We start from the raw sequence: 25,046 nt of genomic DNA on the forward strand, positions 1-25,046 counted from the left end.
TTCCCCTTGCAGGCATGCAAAGCTGCCACTCAAGGGTAATCACCATTGCTCTTAAACGATTCACCAAGTTAGCAGTGTGTAGAAACAGTTGTTTTGCTGTGTGCGGCAACATAAACGCATCGGATCAATCTGTCCGCCCCGTTTCCCTGATAATTGTTTCTTCTTCAGCAGATGCCGTTGATGATAACGCGCTTATTTATCGTACGCTCTTCGAGCATGCCGTCTTGGAGCAGTATTTCAAGGATTGAGTATTCGGATTCCATCATTGTCACATTCTCTTTGTGCACGGTGGCAGAAATATCAGCAATTATAATTGTGCAATAATAGTTGTACAAATTGAGTTGTGGAGATATCGTTGCTCCTATGAGTTCCGAAGAATTGAGCAAAGATACACGGGCGGATGGTGCCCTGGCGACTATCAGACAGGATTCGATTCTGCTGGCGGTGGCCAATCCGCTGCGCATGAGGATATTGGGATTGTTGCGTACCGAAGGCGAAAAAACGGTAGGACAAATCAGCGAGCTCACCGGGGTGGCACCTGGGAGTGTGAGCTTCCACTTGCGCAAGCTCTCTGATGCGGGGATGGTATGTCAGGATGTCAAACCGCAGGGTGATGCGCGTAGAAGTTGGTGGAAGGCCACATATCAGGCAATGCGTCCCCCAACACGGGATGACGCAGATAGGACCAGCGATGCCGACTATGCATACCGTCGGGCCGTTGCGGTCACTTATGAATCGATCTATGAGCGCTATCTTGATGCACTGCCCGATCTGCCCCAGGATTGGCATGGTGTAGGCCTGAGCGAGGACAGAATCATGGAACTGACACCGGAGGAAACCGAGGAAATGAGCCATGAGTTCGATGAGCTGGCACGCAAGTGGCAGGGGCGCGCACAGCATCATGCGGATCATGATGACAGGCGCAAGGTGGCTCTGATCTTGCAGGCGTTCCCATGGATCCCATGATCGTGGACAAGCGCAATACCAATTCATCATGCAAAGCGGAAGAACACAGGACCAAGGGAATTTCGGCTCCGCTTTGGCGTCAACCTCGATATATGTCGTGGTTCACGGCCGACACTGCGTCAGCCGCTGGCACTGCCATGCAAGGATTCGCAATTTCCCTCGTTGCGTTTAAGCTGTCAGGATCGGTGGTGAGTGCCGGATGGCTCACCACACTCATGCGTGTGGTGCAACAGTTCGCGAACCTTTTCGGTGGCACCTTTGTTGACAGACACGGGCGAAAACAACTGATCATCATCAACTGTGCTGCCGAGGCTGCATTGTGGGGCACGGTATTCATCCTGCTCTTCCAAGGCAATCTCACATTCTGGGTTTTCGCAATGCTCGCCGTGTGCTCATCGCTCTGCAACGGCTTTCTGGGGGGTGCCACGGATGCAGTGCTCCGTTCGATCATCGATATCCGGGATTATCCGAAGGCACGAAGTGTCAGTGAGGGAAGGGATGCGACAATCAATCTTGTTGGCAGTCCGCTGGGCGGTGCTCTTTACGGCTTCACACCCTGGCTTCCCTTTCTTATGGCAGTCATTCTCTATGCATTAGCTGGAGTGTCAGCCAATCGGATCAACTTCAAGATTCATGACCAACAAATCGCAGGCAAGCGTCCAGCCAGAACGCCTTTCTTCGATGATTTCAAGACTGGCTGGCGTTACGTATTCTCCAGCGGTCTGATCGTGGTTCTGTTGATCATGACAGCGCTTCTCAATCTTGGTATCAACGGAGTGCAGTATGCGATACAGCTGTATCTGGTGAGCATACATACCAATGCCTTCTTCATCGGACTCATCGACTCCAGCACCTGCATCGGAGTACTCGTTGGTGCCTTCATGGCCGGCAAACTGAGCGATAGTGCGCCGGTCGGCACCAGCATCCTGGCATCATCCGTTATTACTCTCGCTGTCTGCATTCCTATGATGCTCAATGGTTCGTATGTGCTTGTACTCGTCTGCTCCGCGCTCATCGGTCTGCCCTTCCCACTGTATAATGCAATGTGTCTCGGCTTCATATTCGCCAAAACCCCCAACAGGCTTCAAGGCCGTGTAAAATCCGCAATGTCGGTAAGTGTGCAGACGCTATCCATATTTAGCAGTGCCATAGCAGGTATGCTGCTGGGACACTTTGGATTCACCGCTGCGATCATGGCGTTCGGCGTGCCCCTCACAGCAGCAACCATTGTTGCCTTTGCCTCGCAACGAATCCGCAAAATCCCGGCAGCCGACGAGTGGGAGCGGACGGGCTTATAGGGCGCTTACCCGTGGTGGGCGGACCAGTGGCAGCTTAACCGTTGGCAGCTTAACCGTTGAGGTCAAGAATAGTATGGCTGTAATGGTGTGCGGAGACAGTCTTGTCCACCACAAGGAGTGGTCTGAATATAGACGATTTCATCATTCGGCGCAATGCCGATTCCTATCGATAAGCAAGGGAGAAACACATGAATACAACAGTGGTAATCACTGGGGCAGTGTCGGGCATCGGGTTGAGCGCATCAAAGCAGTTCTTGGCAAAGGGATGGAATGTGATGATGGCCGACTTCAATAACGACCTGGGCCAGAAGGTATATAAGGAGCTATCAGAACAGTACTCCCCCGAACAAGTCGCCTTTGCACCATGTGATGTGTCAAATGCACAGTCCGTTGATGACCTGGCAAAGGCTGCGTACCAAACATTCGGACATGTTGACAGTGTGATCAACAATGCCGGAATCTTTGCCAAGGGCGCGGTTCACGAGATCGACGAGAAGGTTTGGGATCGCGTGATGGCAACCGATGTAAAGTCGATATATCTGACAACGAAGGCATTCGTGCCCAAAATGATCGAACGGAAGTCAGGGACAATCGTCAACACCTCCTCAATTTCCGGACTTCAGGGTGATTACAACATGGCAGTATATAACGCGGCAAAGGGAGCAGTCGTCAATCTGGTACGAGCCATGGCGCTGGATTATGGCAAGTATGGCATCCGTGTCAACAACGTCAACCCCGGACCAACCATGACTCCGATGTTCAAGAGCAACCCTCAGTCAGTGATTGACGAGTTTGCCAAGGCAAGTCCGCTCGGCAGACTCGTGAAGCCCGAAGACATCGCTCGAACCATGTATTTCTTAGCATCAGACGAGTCAGATCCGATTACCGGCGAAAACATACCAGTCTCTGCCGGCTTCGAAATCTACAGCGGTCAGCCCGTACAAGAGTAAGAACCGCACACATGAGTTCAAGGATTCAGAAAATATCCTGGTAGAAGGGACTCCTAACGGATGCCGAAAAGTCCCTTCTATACAAATACATGAAAAGCCCAGGCAGCAGTCCTTGAAAGCTCGAACACATTACGAGCGGCACATGCCGTTGTGGGCTTCTTTCCATACATTTACGCAGAGCAACGATAGTCCCACCAATGCTGCGGGAGCGATTCACAGACTTGCTATCAGTTCTCCTTGGGAACACAGACAAGGCTGCATGCAACAGACGCTGTCAGCCCGGCATATGCTCAATTATCATGGACTTATATTGTTGACACCCTTATACAACCACCAAGCTGCAGCTTGCTGAACTCTTTTGCGACTCGGGTCAAGTCTGTAAATATCCTAGGCAACTCAAACAGGATAACAATCTCAAGCGGTGCTTTGCCAAAGCGAGAGACTACTCGATCAAACTTGAATCAGCTCCGCTTTTTCACACATAGTGGCATATGACCTCAAGCACTTGAAAAAGGAGCAAGCCGCTATACACGTAACACTATGTTTACTGACGAAGCTATATTCAGAAACTTTTGATGATTTATATCATTCATATGAATAGATTATGAATTATCTCATTCATGCACGATATCCATTGAAGAGCGAACTTGGGAGATATAGATGAAGAATAAGTTTGTCGCAATAGTTGCAGCTTCGCTGGCAGCCATCACAATGCTTGGTGGCTGCGGTGCCGGGTCGGCAGATTCGACAGCCGCCGGGAACAGCACATTGACAGTGGGGACCGATGCCACATTTCAACCCTTCGAGTATCAAGAGGGCGGAAATTACAAGGGGTTCGACATAGACCTGGTACAGGCCCTTGCCAAGAAGCTCGGATATAGCAAAGTTCAATTCGTAAACACTGAATTCAAAGGATTGATTCCTGGGTTGCTTTCGAAGAAATTCGACATGGTGGCATCAGCTGTATACATTACCGACGAAAGAAAGCAGCAAATCGATTTCAGCGACCCCTATTATCCTGGTGGCCTTTCAATCATGATTCCCAGCGACGACACAACCATTTCCAAGGGCAGTGACCTTGCCGGCAAAACCGTTGTGGTTCAGACAGGGACCAAATCCGTTGAATGGCTCAAGGCCAATGTCCCCACTGCAAAAATAGTGGAAGTTGAGAGCAACAACGAAATGTTTCTCCAAGTGTCAAGCGGCAAGGCAGATGCTGCCGTCACAGGTAAACCAGCAGCGGAATCTTATGCAAAAACTGACCCCAAGGTCAAAGTAGTAGAACAAACATTGACAACGGAAGAATATGGTTTCGGATTCCGGAAAAATGATTCTGCTTTGAAAAATAAGATCAACGGTGCTTTGAAAGAGCTGAAGAGCAATGGCACATATGACAAGATCAAAAGTGAATACTTCTAGGAGAAGATTTGCAACTTTCAAGTTCATCACTGCCGACTTGAAAGTTGCAAACGGAATTTCACACTTTCGAACACACAGAGGCGAAAGGTAAGAGATGCTCGATTTCAATGCTTTGTTCAATGGCACTACATGGTTTATGCTCCTTGGCGGCTTAAAATACACGATATTGTATACTCTGGCAGGCTTTGTCATATCCTTGTTAATCGGTTTCGTGATTGCCCAATGCCAGTTATCGAAGAATCTTATCCTGAACAAACTGGCATGGCTCTATCTTCTTTGGTTCAGAAGCACTCCGCTGCTCATTCAACTCGTCCTCATGTTCTACGGTTTGCCCATACTCTTCAATATTGAGACTGATGCTTGGGTCGTCGGAGTCATATCTATGGGATTGTATTCGGGATCATATGTATCTCAAATCATGCGTGGTGCCATTATTTCCATCGATCGTGGACAGATGGAAGCTGGCCGATCTCTTGGATACAGCAATCTGCAGGTAATGCTCAAGATCATCTTGCCTCAGGCCGTTCGGCGAGCGATTGCACCCCTCACCAATGAATTCATCTCCCTGACCAAGAATTCTTCGTTGTTGTCGGTTATCACCGTTGTTGAGTTATTTAGAGAGGCAGATGTTGTGATTTCAACAAACTATAAGACTTTGGAAGTCTATCTCATCGCCGCAGTAATGTACTTCGTTTTGAACAATCTCATTGGCTGGCTCGGAATAAGGCTAGAGAAGCTTACGAAGACTGGGGAGGAACTGGCATGATTAGTATTTCTGCGTTGCATAAATATTTTGGTTCAAACCATGTGCTCAATAACATCAACTTGGAAATTCAAGATGGTGAGGTGGTGGTAATCATAGGACCATCCGGATCTGGAAAATCAACCTTGTTGCGTTGTATAAACTATCTTGAGACCTTTACACAGGGATCCATCAGAATACATGGTGAAGAGGTAGGACCGCAATCTCAAGATGGCAAGATGACCCGTCTTGATGAAAAGAGACTGAATGCATTACGCCAGGGGTTGGGAATGGTGTTTCAAGGCTTTAACCTTTTTCCACACAAAAGTGTCCTCGATAACATCATGATGGCACCGATTGACCTCCAACATCTATCTCGCACGGAGGCAAAGACCCGTGCAATGAAGCTATTGCAGCAGGTTGATCTTCAAGATAAGGCGGAAGCAATGCCTGCAAGCCTTTCAGGAGGCCAGAAGCAACGCATTGCCATTGCCCGGGCACTGGCAATGGAGCCTCAAGTGATGTTGTTCGATGAGCCGACATCGGCTCTCGATCCGGAAATGGTCGGGGAAGTCCTGAAAGTCATGGAGAAGCTCGCCAAAACAGGCATGACCATGATTGTTGTCACCCACGAAATGAACTTTGCCAGACATATTGCAGATAAGGTCTGCTTTATGGAGCATGGCCAAATAATTGACAGTGGCGCTCCTGAAGATATATTTAGTCGTAGCAATGATTCAAGAGTAGGAAAATTCGTAAATAAGCTGGAACAGCAATAGCGAATTGACTCATAACTTCGCGGTAATGCTCAGGTACTACTGCCATGTAGATTGAGCATCAAGAAAGGCTTTTATGACACAAAAAGTTGAAGAGCTTGCCTTAACGCCCTCACAACCCATGCAGCTTTCTTCTCTCGACGACCTTTTCGCTTGCCTCGTCAAAGCAGCCGAGAGCTCTCCAACCGCCCGAAAAGTCGCGACATGCATTGAAAAGAATTATTCAGAAATTGTGTTTATGACCGCGGCTGAAGTGGCATCGCGAGCTGGTGTCTCACAGGGAAGCGTGTCTAGGTTCTGTATGCTATTGGGTTTCGCTGGCTACAACAACTTTCAGCGAAACCTTCAGCATATACACGGTATCGGTCTCACCGCACCAGAAAGACTGGAACGCATTTCGCAACAGAATGAAAACAATCCAGCTTCAGCAACCCAACCGCGAGATTCGGGCCACCAGCAGAACGCCGCAAGTTCGGTCAAAGCAATAAGACACAGATCGTTACTCCAAGAAGATATCAATGCGATCAATCAACTGCAGCCTATCTTTGCACAAAAGCAATACAACAAGCTTGTCGAGTCTCTCGCAGCATACCCACATATAATTTTGACATCAGCAAGAATTTCGGCAACCTTGCTTCCCTATTTTGCTTACACACTCAATAAAATCCGTACTGGTATCCAGATGACCCTGCCCGGCGCCCAGGAATGGGAGCTTATGGACTTGAACAATCCGAAAGACACCCTTGTCGTCACTACTGTATTCCCCAGATATTCAGAAACTCTCATGAGAAAATTAGAGCAGCTCCATCAACGCGGTTTTACCATTATCGCATTGACTGATTCAAGGCTATCCCCCATTGTAAAGCTAAGCGATGAGTCAATAATTCTCCCGGTGAATATGACCTCAGCGTTTGACGATTATGCGGCACTTGCAGCATTCTTCAGCATCGTTTTGGAAGATTGCGCAGCAAAAATCACAAATCTCTCCCAACGCATAGAACTCATCAATGAATTGGAAGCAGAAAACAAGACATATCGAAACAGATGATCCAATCTCAGTTTCGTATGATTTCAGAAATGTTTGCAATGTCCCTGGCTGCGCTGATTCCACTACTGTGTCGCTTGTTCTGAACGATTTGTCGCCCATTTATGACGACATCGCTGACATCCTCACCCACAGCGGTAATTGGAACGCTCTCAGGGCTAGATCCTGCTGTGCGAAGCGACTCCATATCAATAGCTATAAAATCTGCATTGTATCCTTCACGCAGCAATCCGGAACGTTTCCAACCACAGGCTGCCTGGCCAACAGCCGTCAAATTATTCAAAAGCTCTTCGGGACTAAAAGCATCACGGTTCCCAGAAGCCAGACGCTCATGCGCATCCAACAGCCTTATCTCCTCAAATGGGTCTATACACACACATTCATCCGAACCAACACACAGAGGAATGCCATGTTCCTGAAACATTCTTGCAGGGCCAATCCCATCGGCCAGATCTGCCTCAGTGGTTGGGCACATAGCCACACTTGAGCCCGATGCTTCTAAGATGCTTATATCGTTGTGTTCCATATGCGTCGCATGTACGGCAACGGATTCAGGTCCCCAAAAACCCGCCTGATTCAGTAGCTGCGTTGGGGTCATGCCGGTATATTTTCGGCAGGATTCGTTCTCTGCAATCTGTTCAGAAAGATGGACATGCAGAGGATGCCCCTTCCCTGATTGAGCCCAGGCTGTCACTGCAGCTATCTCTTCGAGGGTGCATGCACGAACGGAATGTACAGCTGCGCCAATTTGTATTGTCGGATAGTCTCGTGAAACAATTTCATCATCAAGAGCTTCTGCCCGCTCTTGCCATTGTGCAACCGATCCGTCACCGAAGCGCTTCTGGTAACGGCCAAGTGAAGACCCTTCTACATCAGCGTGCAGATAGCATGCATCAAGTAGAGTCAATCGAATACCAGAGTCAAGTGCCGCCTGAATGAGCGCTTTTCCAAAGATATTTGGATCTTCGTATGGAGACCCATCACTGTGATGGTGAATGTAATGAAATTCTGCCACAGTTGTATAGCCATGCATGACCATTTCCGTGTATACCGCCCGCGCAAAGCAATAGTACAACTCTGGGGTGAGCCCATGAGCGACGTGATACATCGTCTCTCTCCACTTCCAAAACGTTCCACCCTCCTTTCCTAAGCCGCGCAGAGCACGATGGAAGGTATGAGCATGACAATTCGCAGCACCGGGGATGACCATTCCATGAAGTGCAATATCTTCGGCTCTTTTGGGGACATTGCACTCAATTTTTGCGATCACCCCTTCCTGAACGATAATTCTGGTCGAACTTCTGACTTTATTGTCTTTCCACACACAGGGAGCCCAGTATGCAAGCTGACTAGGTTGCATAGGTACATGGCGATTGAAAGGAAAACGCTGTGAAACGAAAATTTCATTATTCTCTGTCATCTGGCTGCTCCCATTCCGTTATCTCCTCGAATGCATCGTTTTGAAAAATCTTTGATTATTCCCATGTAGGCTCGCACTCCATATGCACAATCTTCGGGCGTCGCAAATTCAATGGGGGTATGCGAAGCACCACTAAAGTTCCGCACAAAAATCATCCCCGCCTGTACGCCTGCTTCTGCCAGAATTGCAGCATCATGCCCGGCAGCACTGCTGATGGTGGGAGGAATCACATGCCGAACGTTCTTCCGATTGCCAGAACCATATACCGATGCAGCTACCGAATTTACTAATGATTGTCGAATCGCATCCGGAAAAGTTGTTGATCGCGTCCATGATTCCTGAGTAATGTCACAGTCATATGGAAGGTCGCCAGCATCTGGCTCCCCATGCACGGCAATTGGATACGCATCGAATTCGCCAGACTTCGCAAGATCTCGAACCTCCTGCATCAGCCCCTTCACATCCCGCTCCAATTGGCCTCGGCAATCAATCCATGCAGTAATTCTTGAAGGAATCACGTTCACACCATTCGGCTGAACTATGACTTTACCAATGGTCGCTCTCACTTTTCTTCGTTTCGAAATATCTTGGACATCCAATACCAGTTTTGCAAAAGCGATCATCGGATTACGACGCTCCATCATAGGCGTGGTTCCAGCATGGTTGGCTTCTCCATGCATCACAATGCACCACCGGCCATGTGGCCATATTCCTTCTGCCACCGCGATGGGAGCATTCAAGTTTCGCTGATCGCAACCCTGTTCGATATGAAGCTCCGTATGAGAGAAAATCGATTGCTTAAAGGCAATGAGCCTATCTGCATCATAGTCATCGAGATGGGGCTCAGGAGCAGCCGACTTATTGATAGCATCCGTGATTTCCTGATCGCTGAAAGTTCCCAAGGCTCTTGAATGCGATGCCATTCTTTTGACGCTCCCCAGTTTCGACTTGAATTTCTGAAGAGCTTGCGCATAATTCAGCCCCTGCCTGTCTCTCATGGATATAGCTTGTTCCCATGTCAGTAGTCCCATTTTCATGCGAGAGCCGAAGCAAGCTATGGCAAAGCGCCCACCTTCTTCATCATGAAAGTTCGCAATGCCAAGTGGACATTCAGGTTTCCATCCTTCCTCGCTTAAGAGATCGAAAGCGACAATGGCGCTCAACACCCCTAAAGGCCCGTCGAATGCTCCTCCATCAGGAACTGAGTCCATATGAGAACCAAGAGAGATGCCGCGATTCTGTGGAGTCGGGACACCGCCAATCCATGCCCATTGATTTCCTGCTTCGTCCACTGAAACCTTGAAACCCCTTCGATTCATCTGTGCTGCAAACCATGTGCGCAGCCATGCTTCCTGATCGGTCCACGCCAATCTGTTATACGGCGTGGGATGATAATGATCTTTACCAGGAGTATGGCCAATATCATCGATTGACCAGAATAAATCTCCCAGCATTTGTGCAATCCGCAGATTCCTTTCATCATTCATTGACAGGTCTTGCGTCGTCCAGAAACTAGGCAAATGCACCAGTGAACCTCCTGAAGCCAAAATGAATTGTTATATTCATATTATTATAGTTTGAATTGTTTCATTCATATATATGCATGTGTCAGTTGGTATCATTGCTATCGATATTTCTTTGAAGCTGGAAACGCCGACACGCAAGGCAACGGCATACTGAACGCTGCCGATGCCTTTAACCCTGGATTTGGACAAGAGACCTCGCCCAAGAACTCATCGGGCAATACGGCATTGGTTGCGAATGATGGCGGCATGACACATTCGGATGATCCTGCGACGCACGGCGAGCATTCGGGAGCATACGACATAAACAGGGTCAAACCCCTTTTGCCCATAACCCAAACATTGGGGCTTAGGGCATGGAAAAGGGCTTTGAGACAAAGCTCAAAGCTCCTGCGGACGGGGCGAGATTCGACGAGGAAGCCTGAGAGGGCTTGAAAACATTAGCGTTTTATAAAATCATCAAAATCTCACACCACTGTTCACGCTATTAGGGAAACCATTACATGAGCCTTTATGTGCATGATACAGCGCAATTTACAGCAGGACGCGCATCACAGGGTTTGGGTTGTTTCGCCAAGTTCTCGATTGCACGCAGCATGTCTATAACATTGCATCTTAATTATGATGACTCAATTCCTTCCACAGCTCCTCACTCTCAGATTGGGTGAGTTCCAAAGCGTTCTCGCATGAACGTCAGCTTCGGGTTTGCCGCGCTGGTCGGCCGGGCAGTCCAATCCCTTACGCTGCATCACACGGTAGCGCCGGTCAAACCGTCTGGCGATATGTTCCCAGGGCTCGACCGGCTGCCCATCCACGCCGAACGCTTCGAGCATGTCGTCGCTGGCACAAAGCAAATGCTAGTCCGTGTGCTCATTATGCCGTCCCCTACCGAACAGATATCTGAGCAGCCCCTTGGGGTTCGAGCCTCGCGTGATGTTAGGAATCATATGACGATTCTTGCGTTTCTTCAAAGTAGCTCTGGTGTATAGAGAAGACACACTGTCATAAGATCGGTGACGATCAGTCGCAACAGATAACTAGCTGATTATCTTGGTTATTGGCTGACCACATCATTCAAGTGACAGCAAGGATCACAAATTGTGCAGATCAGCAGAATAAAAGGAGCAAAATAAATATGGTGAATTCCCAGAACAAGAATAATGAGAAGCCCAAGAACCGCTATACAGTCAAGGGTTGGGTTTTTTTCATCTGTTTCATAGCATCTATACCAGCTACGATATATATGTTTATTGGAGAATATTATTTCCACTCTGAAGCACGAACATTGTGGGATTCCATTGTTCATTGGGAATGGATGAACGGAAAAATTAATTTCGCTTCACTACGAAGTGTGATTCATCCAACTATTGAAAACTCTTTAGAAGTTGTTCTTGGATTCCAAATATTATTGATTACCGTTGCCATTGCGGTGTGCGCAGAACGATGGGAAACTCGACCGCTCAACCCAAATACAGATACTGGCGAAAATGTTTCTTTCGCGGAAATGTCGCGCATATTGTACTGGATGAGCTTCGCGGTAATGATTTTGATGTTTTTCTTCACACCAGGATTGGCTTACAAACTTGGAATTATCCCTTGTGCGTTGATTTTTATCCCCTGTTTATGGATGGATATAAAGTTCATTCTGTTCTCGTATCTAGACTCTGACATCAGGCACAGATATGCTGCCAATAGATTACTTATCAAACGCCTTGGTGATACTTTACAGGCACAAGAGTTCTCGGGCTTCGCGAAAACCGACGACGCTGCCACATTCAAACATGAACGACAGCAAGGAAACAACAACTACCGCACAGGAAAGACACTTCCACTATTTACTCGGATTGGGATATTATCCTGCTTTAGTACGATACCGAGATTTGCCCTATCTCTTTCGACGCTGTTCTTCTTAGTGGCAACAGCGACGATTGTATTTGCCGGAAACCATTCGTGGGAATATGGTCTGTTTTTTGCAGTATGCATTGCCTTATTGTGGTTACCAACGTTCGTGACGATCGGACTTGGCATTGCAAACTTGGAATTTAATCTGGACGAGTCTTATCGGAGACAAAACGCGAGTCTATGGTTCATGACTTCAGCTTTTTATACACTTCTCTTCCCAGTTTCAATCAGTGTGATGTTGATTCAAACCACATCGTATGGAATATCTTGGTTATCAATGCTTACTCCGTGCGCAGTCATCACCGTTGTTTGTATTCTTGCATTTTGTTTCAAGGGCAGGATACTCACTCGAAGTAGATTCAACAGACTAGTGAATCTTCAGAGAAACTTGGAACATTCAAATGAAAATCTTCAAACATCATATCCTGATCTTCATTTAGGAAACCTTGATAATCGGGAAATTGAACCTGATATAACAGTGAATTGTCTTGAAAACAAGCCAGGCTCAGACACTTTGAGTTGCCTAGAAGCTAAAGGGACTAAAGAGATTAAGTCACCAGCCCCCTCAAAAAATGCAAATTCAACGAACACGCTGAATCAAAAAGAGCCTACCTGCCATTATTACAATCGAGTCTCTCTTCTATTGGTGATTTCATTCACAGTCTCTCTCTTGCCCATAATAAAAATCGTTCATAACAAGCTGAAATCAACGAGAATAAGCTAGACGTAAGTAATTTGCGAAACTGCTACTTTGCCCAGCCGCTCTCGCTCGGGCTGTTGATTTCTCCGGATTCATATCCGATATCGAATACGTCAGTGGTCGATTGCGCGTCCGGTTCCGGCACATCTTTGTGTGTGCGCAGCTCAGGAAGAGATATTGACGGGTCGAAGAGCGTGGCCGTTTCGAAGGCTCGCAACGGCTGCATCGTACGCAACTGGCGGCTGCTCGCGTTTGCTAGAGCCAGTGCGTCGCGCAGATAGGTTGCGTGCTGCTCGAACGGTCGGTTGTCTACGTCGAAGCCAAGAAATCTGAGATATTGGATGGCAAACACGGCGCAGGTGCGTGTGTTGCCTTCCCTGAACGGATGTATCTGCCATATGCCGCTGATGAACGAGAACACGCCATCGGCTGTCGCTTTGTCGCCCATATCCGCGTAAGCGTCGAGCTGTCTGCGTTCCTGTGCGAAATCGTAGTCAAGGGTTGCCTCGATGTTCCCATAATCCGAGTACGATACCGATGCGCCATTGAGAACCGGCTCGCTCTTGGTGATGTTCACACTGCGCCATACGCCCACCCATTCCGCATTGAATACACCTTCGAACAGGCGCTTATGAATGCCCTGCAACGCTCCCGGTGATAGCGCAAATGTTCGTGTTTGCAACATCGCGCTGATGCGCTGGGCTACCAGGTCGGCCTCGCGGTGTGGTTCCTGACCGGGATTGTTCTGATGATATTCACGCAGTTGCTGCGATGCCTGTGCATATGAGATGCGTCCGTCGATGTGCTCCTGCGCCACTTCGACCGCATATCGTGATGGTGTCAAACCATCGGTCTGCTGGAGACCGAAGCCGACTTTCCAGCCATATTCACGTGATGCCTTATCGCCTTCACCACTGACGACTTGGTATTCATCATCCGTCATCTGCGCTCCCTTCGTATTCTCGAATGTCTTCGTTAGTCTGCCCGACAGTTCTCGATTCCGCTTATCCTATTGTCTCATTGTTCGGCGTTTTCGATTGGCTGCTTTAGCTTACGTGATCCAGTATTTGTTGCTGGCGGTCGAGGTGTTTTTCAATACGTTTGCCTGCTTGGTAGGCGCTGCTTTCGTCTTCGATGCTGGCGTTCATGTCGCGGTTGACGTTGTGCGCGATCTGGTTGACGTTGTGTCCTATGCGCCAGATTTCAGTGCGGATGCGTCGCAGTTCCACGACGGTTGGGGACTCATCTTCCACATCTTCTTCGTGAATCATTCCCGCTTCTCGACTTACCAGTTCGAGTATGAGACGCAACGTCTTGCATAGCGGAATAGGCGAACGCATGGTGCTCAGGTTGTGCTTTTGCAGTCAGTTTTTCTCCAGGTTGTGTTGGAAAGTCGCTTCTCACTTGAGTTTGCTCGAAAAGCGACTTTCCAAGCACAACCTGCGCAGTATACGCAACATGCAGCAGATAACGACCGGACACACTTTCTGCCTATAACCCCGGCATCGCTGAGGTGAGATCTCTCGACTCCGCTACGCTCCGCTCGAGATGACGGGGAAAAATGCCGCTCGAGATGACGGGGGGGGAATGCCGCTCGAAATGACGGGGACACACTTTTTTGCCTATAACCCCCGGGGTTGAGGGGCGAAGCTCGGATTGCCTATAACCCCAAGCCGTGCCATAGGCATGGAAAAAGGGCTTTGAGACAAAGCTCAAAGCCCCTGCGGACGGGGCGAGATTCGAACTCGCGGAACTTACGTTCAACGGTTTTCAAGACCGTCTCTTTCGACCGCTCAGACACCCGTCCATGTACTAGAAATAGGGCAACTCATATGCAGCCCTCTTCAAGCACGGGTTTCATGATAAACCTGACCATGGATTTCTACAAATTCAAATTCCGATGATTCAGACTTCCCTGAAATCAAATTCCAGACGACTACGCTTCCCATTTGGTCGGTTCGATGATCTCGCGACCACCCATGTAGGCACGCATTGCTTCTGGTACAACGATGGAACCGTCCTCCTGCTGATGGTTTTCCATGATGGCAACGAGCCAACGAGTCGTCGCCAAGGTACCGTTCAGCGTTGCTACTGCGCGAGTTCCACCGTCTTCAACGCGCTCACGAATGTTCAGACGACGGGCTTGATATTCCGTGCAGTTCGATGTCGAGGTAAGCTCGCGATAACGATCCTGTGTCGGAACCCAAGCCTCACAATCGAACTTGCGGGCAGCGGAAGAACCCAAATCGCCGGCGGCAGTATCGATGATGCGGTACGGAACCTCGACCTTGCCGAGCATTTCCTGCTCCATGCCGAGCAGCTGCTGATGCTGGTCGCGCGAATCCTCCTGCTTGCAATACACAAACATCTCAACCTTGTTGAACTGGTGCACGCGAATAATGCCGCTCGTATCCTTCCCAGCGGCACCAGCCTCACGGCGATAGCAGCTTGACCAACCGCAGTAGCGTAGAGGCCCCTGCTCCAGGTCAAGAATTTCATTCTCGTGCATTCCTGCGAGCGCCACCTCGGATGTTCCAACCAAATACTGGTCATCGGGTTCGCGCAGACGATAGATTTCGTCGGCATGGGAGTTCAGGAATCCGGTTCCTGCCATGACTTCCGGGCGCACCAGCGTTGGCGTGATCGTAGGGATGAATCCGTGCTCTTCTGCCTGATCAACCGCCATGGTGAGCATCGCGATTTCCATACGTGCGATTGCCCCACGCAGGAAGTAGAAGCGTGAACCGGAAACCTTGACGCCACGGCGCATATCGATGCCAGCCACACCAACGCCCAACTCAAGGTGGTCCTTTGGCTTGAAGCCCTTGGCCTCGAATTCTGGCAGCGTTCCAACCTTTTTCACGACAACATAATCGTCTTCGCCACCCTCTGGTGCCTCAGGCTCCACGACATTGCTCAGCTTCCACATCGCAGTGGTGTACGTTTCCGTGGCAGCATCGGCCTGAGCCTTGTATGTGCCTACCGTCGCTGCAAGCTCCTTGGTCTGCGCAATCAGCTGTGCTCGTTCTTCAGGGGCAGCGGAAGCGACTTTTCTACCCATTTCCTTCTGCTCAGCACGAGAGGTTTCAAAAGATCGCAGCGCTTCTCTACGCTCGGAATCCGACTTCAGAACTTCATCAACAAGTTCGACAGACTCCCCTCTTTTTCGTTGTGAATCTTTGACAATATCGGCATGATCGCGAATAAATTGGATATCAAGCATAAGGCAAAGCCTAATGCCGGATTGAGACACTCTGTGACCATCGCATCGCCATCATTGATACTACGTGCAGGATTCGTTGAGTTATTGCCGCGGCTGGAACATTTTGCACATGAGTATTGCACAATTACGGTATGCCCATTTCAGCGATAATCGTGCTCTCATCACTTGCGGGGCTCGTGCTCATTCTTGCAGTGACCATTGTTTCCATACGCATGTATCGCAGGCATTCCTTTCTTCATCGTCTCTTCAAACGTGGCAACGATCACGTTCACTATGCGTTCATCATCAACCCATCGAAGCCAAACGCCAAGCGGCTCAAAGGGCGAATTCGTAAGTACTGTGCAGAAAAAGGGCTGAAGGACATCACCTTCATCAACACCGAGCTCGATAAGGATGGAAGAGCGTGCGCATTGCAGGCGCTTGACGATGGTGCCGATGTCATCGTTGCCGTTGGCGGCGATGGAACGGTTCGCACCGTTGCGAGTGCCCTTGCGGGTACCTGCCATGCGATGGGCATCATTCCGATAGGAACAGGCAACCTCTTCGCCAGGAATTTGGGCATTCCCATCGATGACATTGATTCCGCTCTCGCAGTCGCAACTTCGCATGGCTCGCGTTTCGTGGATGTCGGTCGGTTGGAAATGCTGGATTCTGAAGAGGACAACGATGCTCACGCATTTCTTATCATCGCCGGCACCGGCTTCGATGCGCTGATGATTGACAATACCGATCCAACTTTGAAGAAGAACATCAGCTGGCTTGCATATTTTGTCAGCGGAGCGCAGCATCTCTTTGCAAAGAAATATACCGGCACTGTCACCATTACTGGGGCCGACGGTCAGACGCGCACCCAGGAGTCAATTGTCTTTCGCACGCTGATGGCTGGTAACTGCGGGCAGATTCCTGGTCTTTCACTGATGCCCGAGGCTTCTTGGAACGATGGTCTGCTTGACTTCGAAATCATTGATACATCTGGTGGCATCATTGGATGGGCGAACCTGTTTGGCGATGTGCTTCACCAGACCATAACGCACAAGGCTGAACAAAGTCCTCTCTCCACGAATTCTAAGGTCGAGCAGTTGCAGGGATTAAGCGCTGAAATCACTCTTGACAAGGCTGCTCCCGTGCAGGTTGATGGCGATGTCCTAGGTGAGACCAGCCATATTCGCTTCTCCGTTGAACAAGAAGCTCTTTGCGTGCGCGTACCTGACTTCCCTCAGGAATAGGCAGTGAGTCCCCTTTGTCGTTGCGTATATGCTGAGACGCTCAACAACACGGTCTTTTCCAGACATCCTCAGAGCGTGGCAGTATGGGTATATGGTTGCAAAAAATGCGGGCTTACCCGCCACAGAAAAGGATCTGATTGACGTCGATTACGTCATCGGACAATACTATGATTCCATTCCCGATCCTGATGTAGCCGAACAGCGTGTTATCTTCGGCACTTCCGGGCATCGAGGCTCGAGTCTCAAGACCTCGTTCAACGAAGCACACATCGTTGCCATAACACAGGCAATTGCAGAGCATCGCAAGGCCGCCAACATTACCGGTCCTTTATATATTGGCCGCGATACCCACGCCCTGAGCCACCCAGCCTGGAAAACCGCGATCGAGGTTCTTGTCGCGAACGGTGTACGCGTGCGCATCGATGCGAATGATGATTTCACTCCAACACCAACCGTTTCGCAGGCCATTCTTACACATAACCGTGCGGCTGATGGCACACAGCGCTTCACAGGCGACGACCTTGCGGATGGCATTGTGGTCACACCTTCGCACAACCCTCCAACTGATGGTGGTTTCAAGTATGATCCGCCAACAGGCGGCCCTGCTCCCGCGGAAACCACGAATGCGATTGCAGCCCGTGCCAACGAGCTGCTGGGATCATTCAAATCCATCAAGCGCGTACCTTTCGAACAAGCGCTGAAGTCAGAGCTGGTTGAGCGCTTCGATTACCGCGAGCACTATGTTGCTGATTTGGGCAACGTGATCGACTTTGATGTGATTCGTTCTTCTGGCGTGCGCCTCGGAATAGATCCTTTGGGTGGTGCAAGCGTTCATTACTGGCCGCTGATCAATGAAAAATATGGTCTTGACATCGGTGTCATCAACCCGGATACCGACCCAACCTGGCGTTTCATGACCATCGATCACGATGGCAAGATTCGTATTGATCCAAGCTCCCCATATGCAATGAAGGGCTTGGTCGACCGGCTGAATAACGGTGCATGGGATAAATACGACCTGGTTGGCGGAACAGATCCAGACGCGGATCGTCACGGTATTGTGTGCCCAGGCTGGGGTGTGATGAATCCTAACCATTACATCGCTGTATGCGTTGAATACCTGTTCTCGGGCAATCGTCCAGGATGGCCAGATCATGCAGGAATCGGGAAAACGCTCGTGTCGAGTTCGCTGATTGACCGCGTTGCCGAGTCCATCGGTGCCAAGCTGGTTGAGGTCCCAGTCGGTTTCAAGTGGTTCGTTGACCCGTTGTTCTCCGGCGAGGTTGCTTTCGGTGGCGAGGAAAGCTCTGGCATGAGCTTCCTACGCCGTGATGGTCGTGTGTGGACGACCGACAAGGACGGTCTGATTCCGGACCTTCTGGCTGCAGAAATCACTGCAAAGACTGGCAAGAATCCTGCGGAATTGCACAAGGATCAGGTCTCTCGCTTTGGTGAGAGCTGGTACAGCCGTGTCGATACGCCAACGACTCTTGCGCAGAAGCAAAAGTTTGCTCAGCTGAGTGGTGAGGATGTTGAGACTTCCAAGCTTGCAGGCGAAGACATCACTGCCAAGCTCACCGAGGCTCCGGGTAACCACGCCAAGATCGGTGGTTTGAAAGTCACGACCAAGGACAATTGGTTCGCAGCACGACCATCGGGCACGGAGAACATCTATAAGGTCTATGCGGAGTCCTTCGTTTCGCCTTCTGCGCTCGATACCGTGCTTGACGAAGCAAAGGAAGTCGTAGATAAGGCACTCGGAGAGTAATTTCTTCCATTCGCTGTTCAAATCGTCCTCGAATTGACGGAATTCAATCAATTCGAGGACGATTTTTACGAATCTAATTATTTTGTTGCCTATGGTTCTGTACTCTGGTTTGAAAACGTTGAAATGGCGTAGCGAATTTCGCTTGATACTCGGCATATTCTCAAAATAGGCAACAAAATAATTTGTAATGCGAAAAATGGTCAGTTTTTAAAGACTCGGACGCTATCTCGCACTTTCTGTATTCTAGAATCATGACTTATTCGATAGAAACCGAACAAACTCTCACAGTCTCCACCGACGGATCGGCATTGGGAAATCCGAAAGCTGAGCCGACAGGTGGAAAACCCAGCGGGCTTTCCACAGGCGAAGTGAGCGCCCCTCACAGGGCGCGAAGGGCCCATTCGGAGTCCCCAATGACAGTCTCCACCGACGGATCGGCATTGGGAAATCCGAATGGGCCTATGGGCTGGGGCTGGGTCGATCATTATGGTTCAGGATGTGATGCTGGAGGCGCCTCGAACGGCACCAATCAGATTGGCGAACTTTGCGCTGTACTCCAGGCACTACGCGCCCATCCCTCCGACGTGTCGCTGGTCATCGAGAGCGATTCGAAATATGCGATTCAATGCTCAACCGTCTGGCTCAAGGGATGGAAGCGCAATGGCTGGAAGAACAGCAAGAAGCAACCAGTAAAGAACGTTGAAATAATCAAGGCCATAGATCGTGAGATTGCATCGAGAGAAGCCCCCGTCAAGTTCGTATGGGTCAAGGGACATGCCGGAAATGAATTCAACGAGAAGGTCGACATTCTTGCTCACGGCTATGCAACAGCAGTCGGAAATGGCAGAAAATCAGGATATCTTCCCATCGAAGGTTGGCAGTCCCTTCTCGCATCGCCCTATGCCGCAGGTGTCTCGGTTCCCGCTGATGTCAGAGCACAGCTTTCAGCTTCTTCGCATGCGCGAAACGAAACCTCCTTCCTCTCTGATCGATCTTCTGCAGCACGTCCACAATCACTTGTGCACACGCATGAAAAGCCCAAGGAACCCGCACAAGATGTCTTGGACTTTGCTCTCCCTGAGGAACAGACAAGTCGATCCCAACTCGCTGTTTCCGGCGCTATTCGCATCACTCCTCCACCGTCATCGAGTTCGACACACCCAGATCATGTCATGCATGTCACGGGTACCGTTTCCATCGATGTTGCCGTCGATAGCGAGGGCAATGCAATATTGCGCAATGCACCCTTGCAGATCGATCGTGTGGAAAGACTCAGCAATAACAACTAATCGTATGATTTCGGGCATGCGGGCCACTACTATGGAGAATTGTGCTCTTCATTAAGAATTGAGCCCACACGGTATGAAACATGGTATGGAAAGAGGCACCTATGGATAAGTCTGAACAGGACGCGTTGAAGAAGGCAGCCGGCATTGAAGCCGCAAAACTGGTTGACAACGATATGATTGCGGGACTGGGTACTGGCTCGACGGTGAAGTTCTTCGTTGATGAGCTGGGCAGACGAGTCCAGGAGGAAGGTCTGCACTTCACCGGAGTCACCACGTCCAATCGCACCAAGGCGCAGGCTGAATCATTTGGTATCAAGATCGTCGACATCGATGATGTATCCCATATCGATATCACCGTTGATGGCGCCGACGAAGTTGACCAGAACTTCAACGGAATCAAAGGCGGCGGTGCTGCACTGCTGTGGGAGAAGATTGTTGCAACCAACTCAGACAGGATCGTCTGGATCGTTGATGAATCCAAGGTCGTTGACACGATTGGTCGCTTCCCACTGCCCGTAGAAGTCATCCCATTCGGCGTGCAGCATGTGATCACTCGCTTCAAAAATCGTGGATATGACCCGACACTCAGGGTTGATGCCGAAGGAACTCCAATTCACACCGATGAGAAGAACTTCATCGTGGACCTTCATATGAACCGCATCGATCATCCGCAGGATTTGGCCGAAGATCTGATTACCACCGTTGGTGTTGTCGAGCATGGTCTATTTCTCAACATGGTCAACACAGTGATTGTCGGAGATCCTCGCGGTCCACGCGTCTTGACGAATTCAAATAAGTAGCCATGTTCCGGCAGCCTGCCTCCATCAGAAAGCATTGAGTCCAGAATAAAAAAATCCCCGGCTTAACAGTCGGGGAATATTATAAAAGCTACTTGCGCTGGTGGCGAGTCTTACGCAGCATTTTACGATGCTTCTTCTTACTCATCCGCTTGCGGCGCTTCTTGATGACAGAACCCATCCGAGCCTCCGTTCCTTACTTGAAAGATTGCAACTCGCCCTATACTACACTGCTTCAACGACGATTATCGAGGTTTTTCCAAGCCAGACACTCCCGATCCTCTTCACAACGAATTGATGGCATGTGCAGAGTGTGAGAATTGCAATCATGTAGCCAACCATCGAAGAACACAGGCACCGGTAAGAATCGGTAAAATCGGGCACATCCGTTGTTATGGCTAACAGTTACGGCTTGCTGTTATAACCCATAATTGAGTTACAGTTGAGTTTCAGCTGACTTATAACGGGAACTTCTGATAGAAGTTCTTGACGGCTTCCTTCTCGCCATGAGCCTGAATCAGAACCGTGCTGTTCTGCCACAAAGCTGTAGCATCTTTCTCATTCGAGGTATCGGTTTTGACGACATACGCTCCGGTAGCCGAACCAGAAACCTTCACATTTCCCGATGCAATCTCGCTACCCGTGAGTGTTGCCGCGACAGTATCATATTGCTGCTTGGCCTCATCTGATGTCGCCCATTGCGCGACGGTGAGGGTGATGTCCTCGGTCGTGTCACCTGTCGAATACACCACCGTATATTCCTCGATTGGCGATGATGAGCTCCACGTCGTTGCCGAGGCTGCCTGAGTTCGTGCATAGTTGCGAACCGAATCCGGCATGGTCTTCAACAGGGTCGTTGCATCTGACGGCAATGCAGAAGGTGAAATTGTCGGAGCTGTGGGAGTTGCTGAAGCGCTGGTGCTCTGCGATGACGAGGCACTCTGTGTGGCTGTGACATCATTGGTGCTGCGAATCGCCCAACGTGGCCAGACAAATGCGCTGACAAGAACGATGACAATTATTGCTGCGATAGCCCACAGAACCGTGAACAGCATGCGACGGGATTTTGCTGATTGATATTGCGCCATGAAGCCGATTCTCTCACAGCCAGACGACTCAGAGCTGAAAATCAGCTGAATTGTCCGTCAAGTTTTATAGCGTTTCGGTATGGCGAAAAGCACGACCCAATACGTATGCACGGAATGTGGGTGGAGTGGTGTGAAATGGTTCGGTCGCTGCCCTCAGTGCGGCGAATGGGGAACCATCGAGGAATTTCATGAGGCAAAGATCAGTGGCATATCGAAAACGGGCGCATCCAATAGACGTGCACCGAGAATCGATGTTTCGCAGGCAGCCACACCCATAACCGAGATCGGATCCGATCAGGTACACCGCATTGCCACCGGCTTTGAGGAATTTGACCGCGTGTTAGGCGGTGGGATCGTTCCTGGATCGGTCGTTCTGATTGCCGGCGAACCAGGAATCGGCAAGTCCACTCTATTGCTCGAGTCTGCAGGACGCATAGCAGCGCGGGAGAATCAGACGGTTCTCTACATTTCCGGCGAGGAATCACAGGCTCAGATCCGCATGCGCGCTACACGTGTCGATGCGGTTCAGCCACGACTCCTCCTCGCCTCTACCACCGATTTAGGTACCGTCATCGCTCTGATCGAGCAGGAAAAGCCTTCTCTGGTCATGGTTGATTCTGCACAGACCATTTCTTCCGCAGACGTCGACGGCATCACCGGAGGGTCGTCGCAGGTGCGAGAAGTCGCGAGCGCATTGATTGATGCTGCCAAGACTCTTAATATTCCAACGTTTCTGGTTGGTCATGTAACCAAGGACGGGTCGATTGCCGGCCCCCGGACCTTGGAACATCTGGTGGATGTGGTTTGCCAGTTCGAAGGCGATTCCCAGACCGCACTGCGTATGCTTCGTGCGGTCAAGAACCGTTTCGGGCCGACCGATGAGGTTGGCTGCTTCGACATGAGTGGCGATGGCATTGAGGAGGTGCGCAATCCTGCCGGATTGTTTCTCTCCCCTGACGAGCATGCGGTGGAAGGAACATGCATTACCTTCACGGTCGATGGCCATCGCAGTCTTCCCATCGAACTTCAGGCGCTCGTCACAAACTCGGTGCTTCCTGCGCCTCGACGCGCCACGAACGGGGTTGATACGAATCGACTTGCGATGCTGGTTGCTGTGCTGTACCGCCACGGCCGAATCCCATTGCTCAGCAATGATCTCTATGTTTCGACAATGGCCGGAGCAACCGCCCGTGAGCCTGCCTGTGATCTGGCTGTCGTTGCCGCGCTTGCGAGCGCTGCAACGCATAGCCCCATTCCAAGAACGATGTGCGCGATTGGCGAGATTTCATTGACCGGGCAGGTTCGGCCAGTTCCACGATTGCAACAACGCATCGACGAGGCAGCGCGTCTCGGATTTTCCACTGCCGTGATTGCCAGGCAACGCCGTAGCGCCCGAGAATTGAACCCTCGAAAGATGAAGCTTCTCGAAGTTTCCTCCATAAGGGAGGCCTTGAATGCCCTTGGAATCTCCAGCAGCCACTAGATTCTCAGGACTATTCTCAGGACTATTCTCAGGACTATTCTCCGAAAATTCGCCCTTGCGTTGTTCATTGTGAACTTGTCAAAGTACAGTGGCACTTTTTACTGGAGTTTCAGGCAGAATCTCGTTCAAATAATGCCATTCCAGTGGTTTTATACTTTCGGAAGTTCACAATGAACGGCGCTTTTCCCATACTTAGCCTTGAAGTAACGTGAGTGCGCTGTGTTCGTCCTTTTTGAGCTGGGCGACAAGTTCCTCGGACGTGTCATATTTGAATTGGGGACGCAGGAAGTTGGTGAACTCGACGCGAACGTCGTGATCATAGAGGTCAAGCCAATGATCGCTCATCGCGTATGCTTCCACGACCCGCTGCTGCAACCCAGTCTCTTCTTCGTAGGTTTCCTTGGTGCCAATTGAAATTGCTGCCGGCCAGCGCCACGGTGATCCCGGCGAGATGCGCGCATCGACATTGGCCTGCGAAATTGCGGCAGTATCTTCTCCTGCAAGTTCGCCAAAATCCTTGACATGTTCGCCAAGATCAATCAGCCAACCAGCGTAGACCCCATCGACAGGAATGTAGCCGCCAACAGGATCGCCCAGGTTCGCGGTGGGGAAACCGAGATCTCTTCCTCGCTGCTCACCGTGTACGACCTTGCCTTCGATGACATGGTTGTGCCCCAGCACCTCGTTGGCTTCCACCATTCGACCCTGCGAGAGCAGAAAGCGTACATTCGTTGAACTCCATACACGAACTTTGGCAGCATCGTGGCTTTTACTCCATGCCCGCTGCTCATCCTTATTCAAGTGTGTGAGCGGATCATCCGGTTCTCCAGCCTCTTTCGGAGCTTGCGGAACAATCGTTCGAGGAACGCGGGTATATCCTGGGCCTACATCTTCGACAACATCCAATTGGAAAACGCCGGTAGCCTCAGCAAGGCGCTGAATCGCATCTATATCGCCTGCACGATTGGAGCCCATTTCTGCGTCGCTGCCAAGCACGAGCGTGCGCATGCCGATTTTGCCAACCAGTTGTCCGAGAAAGAAACGGTACGATTTGGCTGCAAATGCCATGCTATATGACACGATCAGCAAATGGTCGATGCCCAATTGAGCCATCCTGTGTGCACGCTCATCAACGCTCATCAACGCCTGAGAATCGACGGCGAGATCTTCTGCAGTTGGTTCCAAACCTTGATGTTCCTTCACAAAATGGTGAACCACGCCAGGACGCGGGTCGAACATGACTACAACGGAATACGCCCGTTGCTGCTCGGCAAGTGTCTTCACACGCTCGAGAAGCGCCGTATGCCCCCGATGCATGCCATCGAATACGCCAACCGTAACCACTGCCTTCTTGGACACGCTCAACGTTGGCCATGGAACAATGCCGCTTTCGTCAGGCGTAAGTCTGCTGATCCTCATTCAACTCCCATC

At 50.2% G+C, this 25,046-nt stretch carries 21 protein-coding genes and 1 tRNA gene; 13 read left to right on the forward strand and 9 right to left on the reverse strand.

What is annotated here, in order from left to right; all coding sequences use genetic code 11:
* Positions 1-363: 363 nt before the first annotated feature.
* The 7 genes from BAQU_RS07485 to BAQU_RS07515 all read left to right on the forward strand — a co-directional run bounded on the left by BAQU_RS07485 (position 364) and on the right by BAQU_RS07515 (position 7,199).
* The gene (locus tag BAQU_RS07485; protein ID WP_094694337.1) at positions 364-966 is read left to right on the forward strand and encodes an ArsR/SmtB family transcription factor; all 603 of its coding nucleotides are present in this window, start codon (positions 364-366) and stop codon (positions 964-966) included.
* Complete coding sequence (locus BAQU_RS07490) at positions 954-2,264, forward strand: MFS transporter (protein WP_094694339.1); 1,311 nt, start codon at positions 954-956, stop codon at positions 2,262-2,264. The genes BAQU_RS07485 and BAQU_RS07490 overlap by 13 nt, the downstream gene beginning before the upstream one ends.
* A gap of 188 nt (positions 2,265-2,452) precedes the next feature.
* Complete coding sequence (locus BAQU_RS07495; protein WP_094694341.1) at positions 2,453-3,214, forward strand: SDR family NAD(P)-dependent oxidoreductase; 762 nt, start codon at positions 2,453-2,455, stop codon at positions 3,212-3,214.
* 660 nt (positions 3,215-3,874) lie between these two features.
* Positions 3,875-4,633 carry a transporter substrate-binding domain-containing protein gene (locus BAQU_RS07500; RefSeq protein WP_094694343.1) on the forward strand — a complete coding sequence of 253 codons (759 nt, stop codon included), beginning with the start codon at positions 3,875-3,877 and terminating at the stop codon, positions 4,631-4,633.
* Between the two features lie 94 nt (positions 4,634-4,727).
* Positions 4,728-5,399 (forward strand): amino acid ABC transporter permease, encoded by a 672-nt coding sequence (locus BAQU_RS07505; protein ID WP_094694345.1) that lies wholly within the window; start codon positions 4,728-4,730, stop codon positions 5,397-5,399.
* The gene (locus BAQU_RS07510) at positions 5,396-6,154 is read left to right on the forward strand and encodes an amino acid ABC transporter ATP-binding protein (protein ID WP_094694347.1); all 759 of its coding nucleotides are present in this window, start codon (positions 5,396-5,398) and stop codon (positions 6,152-6,154) included. The genes BAQU_RS07505 and BAQU_RS07510 overlap by 4 nt, the downstream gene beginning before the upstream one ends.
* Before the next feature lie 73 nt (positions 6,155-6,227).
* Positions 6,228-7,199: a MurR/RpiR family transcriptional regulator gene (locus tag BAQU_RS07515; protein ID WP_094694349.1), complete on the forward strand. Its 972-nt coding sequence runs from the start codon at positions 6,228-6,230 to the stop codon at positions 7,197-7,199.
* Positions 7,200-7,206: 7 nt separating this feature from the next.
* Here the strand turns inward: BAQU_RS07515 and BAQU_RS07520 are convergent, their stop codons facing one another.
* Positions 7,207-8,616: a formimidoylglutamate deiminase gene (locus BAQU_RS07520; RefSeq protein WP_094694351.1), complete on the reverse strand. Its 1,410-nt coding sequence runs from the start codon at positions 8,614-8,616 to the stop codon at positions 7,207-7,209.
* Positions 8,613-10,070, reverse strand: coding sequence for a Zn-dependent hydrolase (locus BAQU_RS07525; protein WP_158215673.1), 1,458 nt, complete (start codon positions 10,068-10,070; stop codon positions 8,613-8,615). Before BAQU_RS07525 ends, BAQU_RS07520 begins: the two co-directional genes overlap by 4 nt.
* A gap of 1,204 nt (positions 10,071-11,274) precedes the next feature.
* On the opposite strand from BAQU_RS07525, the gene BAQU_RS07530 reads away from it, so the two are divergent.
* Complete coding sequence (locus tag BAQU_RS07530) at positions 11,275-12,765, forward strand: hypothetical protein (protein WP_094694355.1); 1,491 nt, start codon at positions 11,275-11,277, stop codon at positions 12,763-12,765.
* A gap of 22 nt (positions 12,766-12,787) precedes the next feature.
* On the opposite strand, the gene BAQU_RS07535 is transcribed toward BAQU_RS07530, so the two are convergent.
* The 4 genes from BAQU_RS07535 to serS all read right to left on the reverse strand — a co-directional run bounded on the left by BAQU_RS07535 (position 12,788) and on the right by serS (position 15,964).
* On the reverse strand, positions 12,788-13,684 hold the full coding sequence (locus BAQU_RS07535) for a Fic family protein (protein WP_094694357.1): 897 nt from the start codon (positions 13,682-13,684) through the stop codon (positions 12,788-12,790).
* Between the two features lie 103 nt (positions 13,685-13,787).
* The gene (locus BAQU_RS10285; RefSeq protein ID WP_143241980.1) at positions 13,788-14,012 is read right to left on the reverse strand and encodes a hypothetical protein; all 225 of its coding nucleotides are present in this window, start codon (positions 14,010-14,012) and stop codon (positions 13,788-13,790) included.
* A 453-nt stretch (positions 14,013-14,465) separates the two neighbouring features.
* Positions 14,466-14,548, reverse strand: a tRNA-Ser gene (locus tag BAQU_RS07545).
* A 129-nt stretch (positions 14,549-14,677) separates the two neighbouring features.
* Positions 14,678-15,964 carry a serine--tRNA ligase gene (gene serS / locus BAQU_RS07550; protein WP_094694361.1) on the reverse strand — a complete coding sequence of 429 codons (1,287 nt, stop codon included), beginning with the start codon at positions 15,962-15,964 and terminating at the stop codon, positions 14,678-14,680.
* A 131-nt stretch (positions 15,965-16,095) separates the two neighbouring features.
* On the opposite strand from serS, the gene BAQU_RS07555 reads away from it, so the two are divergent.
* The 4 genes from BAQU_RS07555 (at position 16,096) to rpiA (ending at position 21,047) form a co-directional block, all read left to right on the forward strand.
* Complete coding sequence (locus BAQU_RS07555) at positions 16,096-17,190, forward strand: diacylglycerol/lipid kinase family protein (RefSeq protein ID WP_094694363.1); 1,095 nt, start codon at positions 16,096-16,098, stop codon at positions 17,188-17,190.
* A 91-nt stretch (positions 17,191-17,281) separates the two neighbouring features.
* Positions 17,282-18,958 (forward strand): phosphoglucomutase (alpha-D-glucose-1,6-bisphosphate-dependent), encoded by a 1,677-nt coding sequence (gene pgm / locus BAQU_RS07560; RefSeq protein ID WP_094694365.1) that lies wholly within the window; start codon positions 17,282-17,284, stop codon positions 18,956-18,958.
* Between the two features lie 251 nt (positions 18,959-19,209).
* On the forward strand, positions 19,210-20,247 hold the full coding sequence (locus BAQU_RS07565; protein WP_462934139.1) for a ribonuclease H family protein: 1,038 nt from the start codon (positions 19,210-19,212) through the stop codon (positions 20,245-20,247).
* Between the two features lie 101 nt (positions 20,248-20,348).
* A complete protein-coding gene (gene rpiA / locus BAQU_RS07570) occupies positions 20,349-21,047 on the forward strand; it encodes a ribose-5-phosphate isomerase RpiA (RefSeq protein WP_094694369.1) in 699 nt (232 codons plus the stop codon).
* An 88-nt stretch (positions 21,048-21,135) separates the two neighbouring features.
* On the opposite strand, the gene BAQU_RS07575 is transcribed toward rpiA, so the two are convergent.
* Positions 21,136-21,225: a 30S ribosomal protein bS22 gene (locus tag BAQU_RS07575; protein WP_003817716.1), complete on the reverse strand. Its 90-nt coding sequence runs from the start codon at positions 21,223-21,225 to the stop codon at positions 21,136-21,138.
* Between the two features lie 277 nt (positions 21,226-21,502).
* Positions 21,503-22,132, reverse strand: coding sequence for a hypothetical protein (locus BAQU_RS07580; RefSeq protein WP_094694371.1), 630 nt, complete (start codon positions 22,130-22,132; stop codon positions 21,503-21,505).
* A gap of 79 nt (positions 22,133-22,211) precedes the next feature.
* On the opposite strand from BAQU_RS07580, the gene radA reads away from it, so the two are divergent.
* Positions 22,212-23,615 carry a DNA repair protein RadA gene (gene radA / locus BAQU_RS07585; RefSeq protein WP_094694373.1) on the forward strand — a complete coding sequence of 468 codons (1,404 nt, stop codon included), beginning with the start codon at positions 22,212-22,214 and terminating at the stop codon, positions 23,613-23,615.
* 192 nt (positions 23,616-23,807) lie between these two features.
* Here the strand turns inward: radA and BAQU_RS07590 are convergent, their stop codons facing one another.
* On the reverse strand, positions 23,808-25,034 hold the full coding sequence (locus tag BAQU_RS07590; RefSeq protein ID WP_094694375.1) for a riboflavin kinase: 1,227 nt from the start codon (positions 25,032-25,034) through the stop codon (positions 23,808-23,810).
* Positions 25,035-25,046: the final 12 nt, after the last annotated feature.

The sequence above is a fragment of the Bifidobacterium aquikefiri genome (assembly GCF_002259795.1).
Classification (GTDB): domain Bacteria; phylum Actinomycetota; class Actinomycetes; order Actinomycetales; family Bifidobacteriaceae; genus Bombiscardovia; species Bombiscardovia aquikefiri.

What these genes read in the sequence shown, in the direction of transcription:
- BAQU_RS07500 (WP_094694343.1), top strand. Translation starts at nt 3,875, where the DNA reads ATGAAGAATAAGTTTGTCGCAATAGTTGCAGCTTCGCTGGCAGCCATC.
- BAQU_RS07515 (WP_094694349.1), top strand. Translation starts at nt 6,228, where the DNA reads ATGACACAAAAAGTTGAAGAGCTTGCCTTAACGCCCTCACAACCCATG.
- BAQU_RS07495 (WP_094694341.1), top strand. Translation starts at nt 2,453, where the DNA reads ATGAATACAACAGTGGTAATCACTGGGGCAGTGTCGGGCATCGGGTTG.
- BAQU_RS07520 (WP_094694351.1), bottom strand. Translation starts at nt 8,616, where the DNA reads ATGACAGAGAATAATGAAATTTTCGTTTCACAGCGTTTTCCTTTCAAT.
- BAQU_RS07530 (WP_094694355.1), top strand. Translation starts at nt 11,275, where the DNA reads ATGGTGAATTCCCAGAACAAGAATAATGAGAAGCCCAAGAACCGCTAT.
- serS (WP_094694361.1), bottom strand. Translation starts at nt 15,964, where the DNA reads ATGCTTGATATCCAATTTATTCGCGATCATGCCGATATTGTCAAAGAT.
- BAQU_RS07490 (WP_094694339.1), top strand. Translation starts at nt 954, where the DNA reads ATGGATCCCATGATCGTGGACAAGCGCAATACCAATTCATCATGCAAA.
- BAQU_RS07525 (WP_158215673.1), bottom strand. Translation starts at nt 10,070, where the DNA reads ATGCTGGGAGATTTATTCTGGTCAATCGATGATATTGGCCATACTCCT.
- BAQU_RS07555 (WP_094694363.1), top strand. Translation starts at nt 16,096, where the DNA reads ATGCCCATTTCAGCGATAATCGTGCTCTCATCACTTGCGGGGCTCGTG.
- BAQU_RS07505 (WP_094694345.1), top strand. Translation starts at nt 4,728, where the DNA reads ATGCTCGATTTCAATGCTTTGTTCAATGGCACTACATGGTTTATGCTC.
- BAQU_RS07575 (WP_003817716.1), bottom strand. Translation starts at nt 21,225, where the DNA reads ATGGGTTCTGTCATCAAGAAGCGCCGCAAGCGGATGAGTAAGAAGAAG.
- BAQU_RS10285 (WP_143241980.1), bottom strand. Translation starts at nt 14,012, where the DNA reads ATGATTCACGAAGAAGATGTGGAAGATGAGTCCCCAACCGTCGTGGAA.
- BAQU_RS07485 (WP_094694337.1), top strand. Translation starts at nt 364, where the DNA reads ATGAGTTCCGAAGAATTGAGCAAAGATACACGGGCGGATGGTGCCCTG.
- rpiA (WP_094694369.1), top strand. Translation starts at nt 20,349, where the DNA reads ATGGATAAGTCTGAACAGGACGCGTTGAAGAAGGCAGCCGGCATTGAA.
- pgm (WP_094694365.1), top strand. Translation starts at nt 17,282, where the DNA reads ATGGTTGCAAAAAATGCGGGCTTACCCGCCACAGAAAAGGATCTGATT.
- BAQU_RS07510 (WP_094694347.1), top strand. Translation starts at nt 5,396, where the DNA reads ATGATTAGTATTTCTGCGTTGCATAAATATTTTGGTTCAAACCATGTG.
- BAQU_RS07580 (WP_094694371.1), bottom strand. Translation starts at nt 22,132, where the DNA reads ATGGCGCAATATCAATCAGCAAAATCCCGTCGCATGCTGTTCACGGTT.
- BAQU_RS07565 (WP_462934139.1), top strand. Translation starts at nt 19,210, where the DNA reads ATGACTTATTCGATAGAAACCGAACAAACTCTCACAGTCTCCACCGAC.
- radA (WP_094694373.1), top strand. Translation starts at nt 22,212, where the DNA reads ATGGCGAAAAGCACGACCCAATACGTATGCACGGAATGTGGGTGGAGT.
- BAQU_RS07535 (WP_094694357.1), bottom strand. Translation starts at nt 13,684, where the DNA reads ATGACGGATGATGAATACCAAGTCGTCAGTGGTGAAGGCGATAAGGCA.
- BAQU_RS07590 (WP_094694375.1), bottom strand. Translation starts at nt 25,034, where the DNA reads ATGAGGATCAGCAGACTTACGCCTGACGAAAGCGGCATTGTTCCATGG.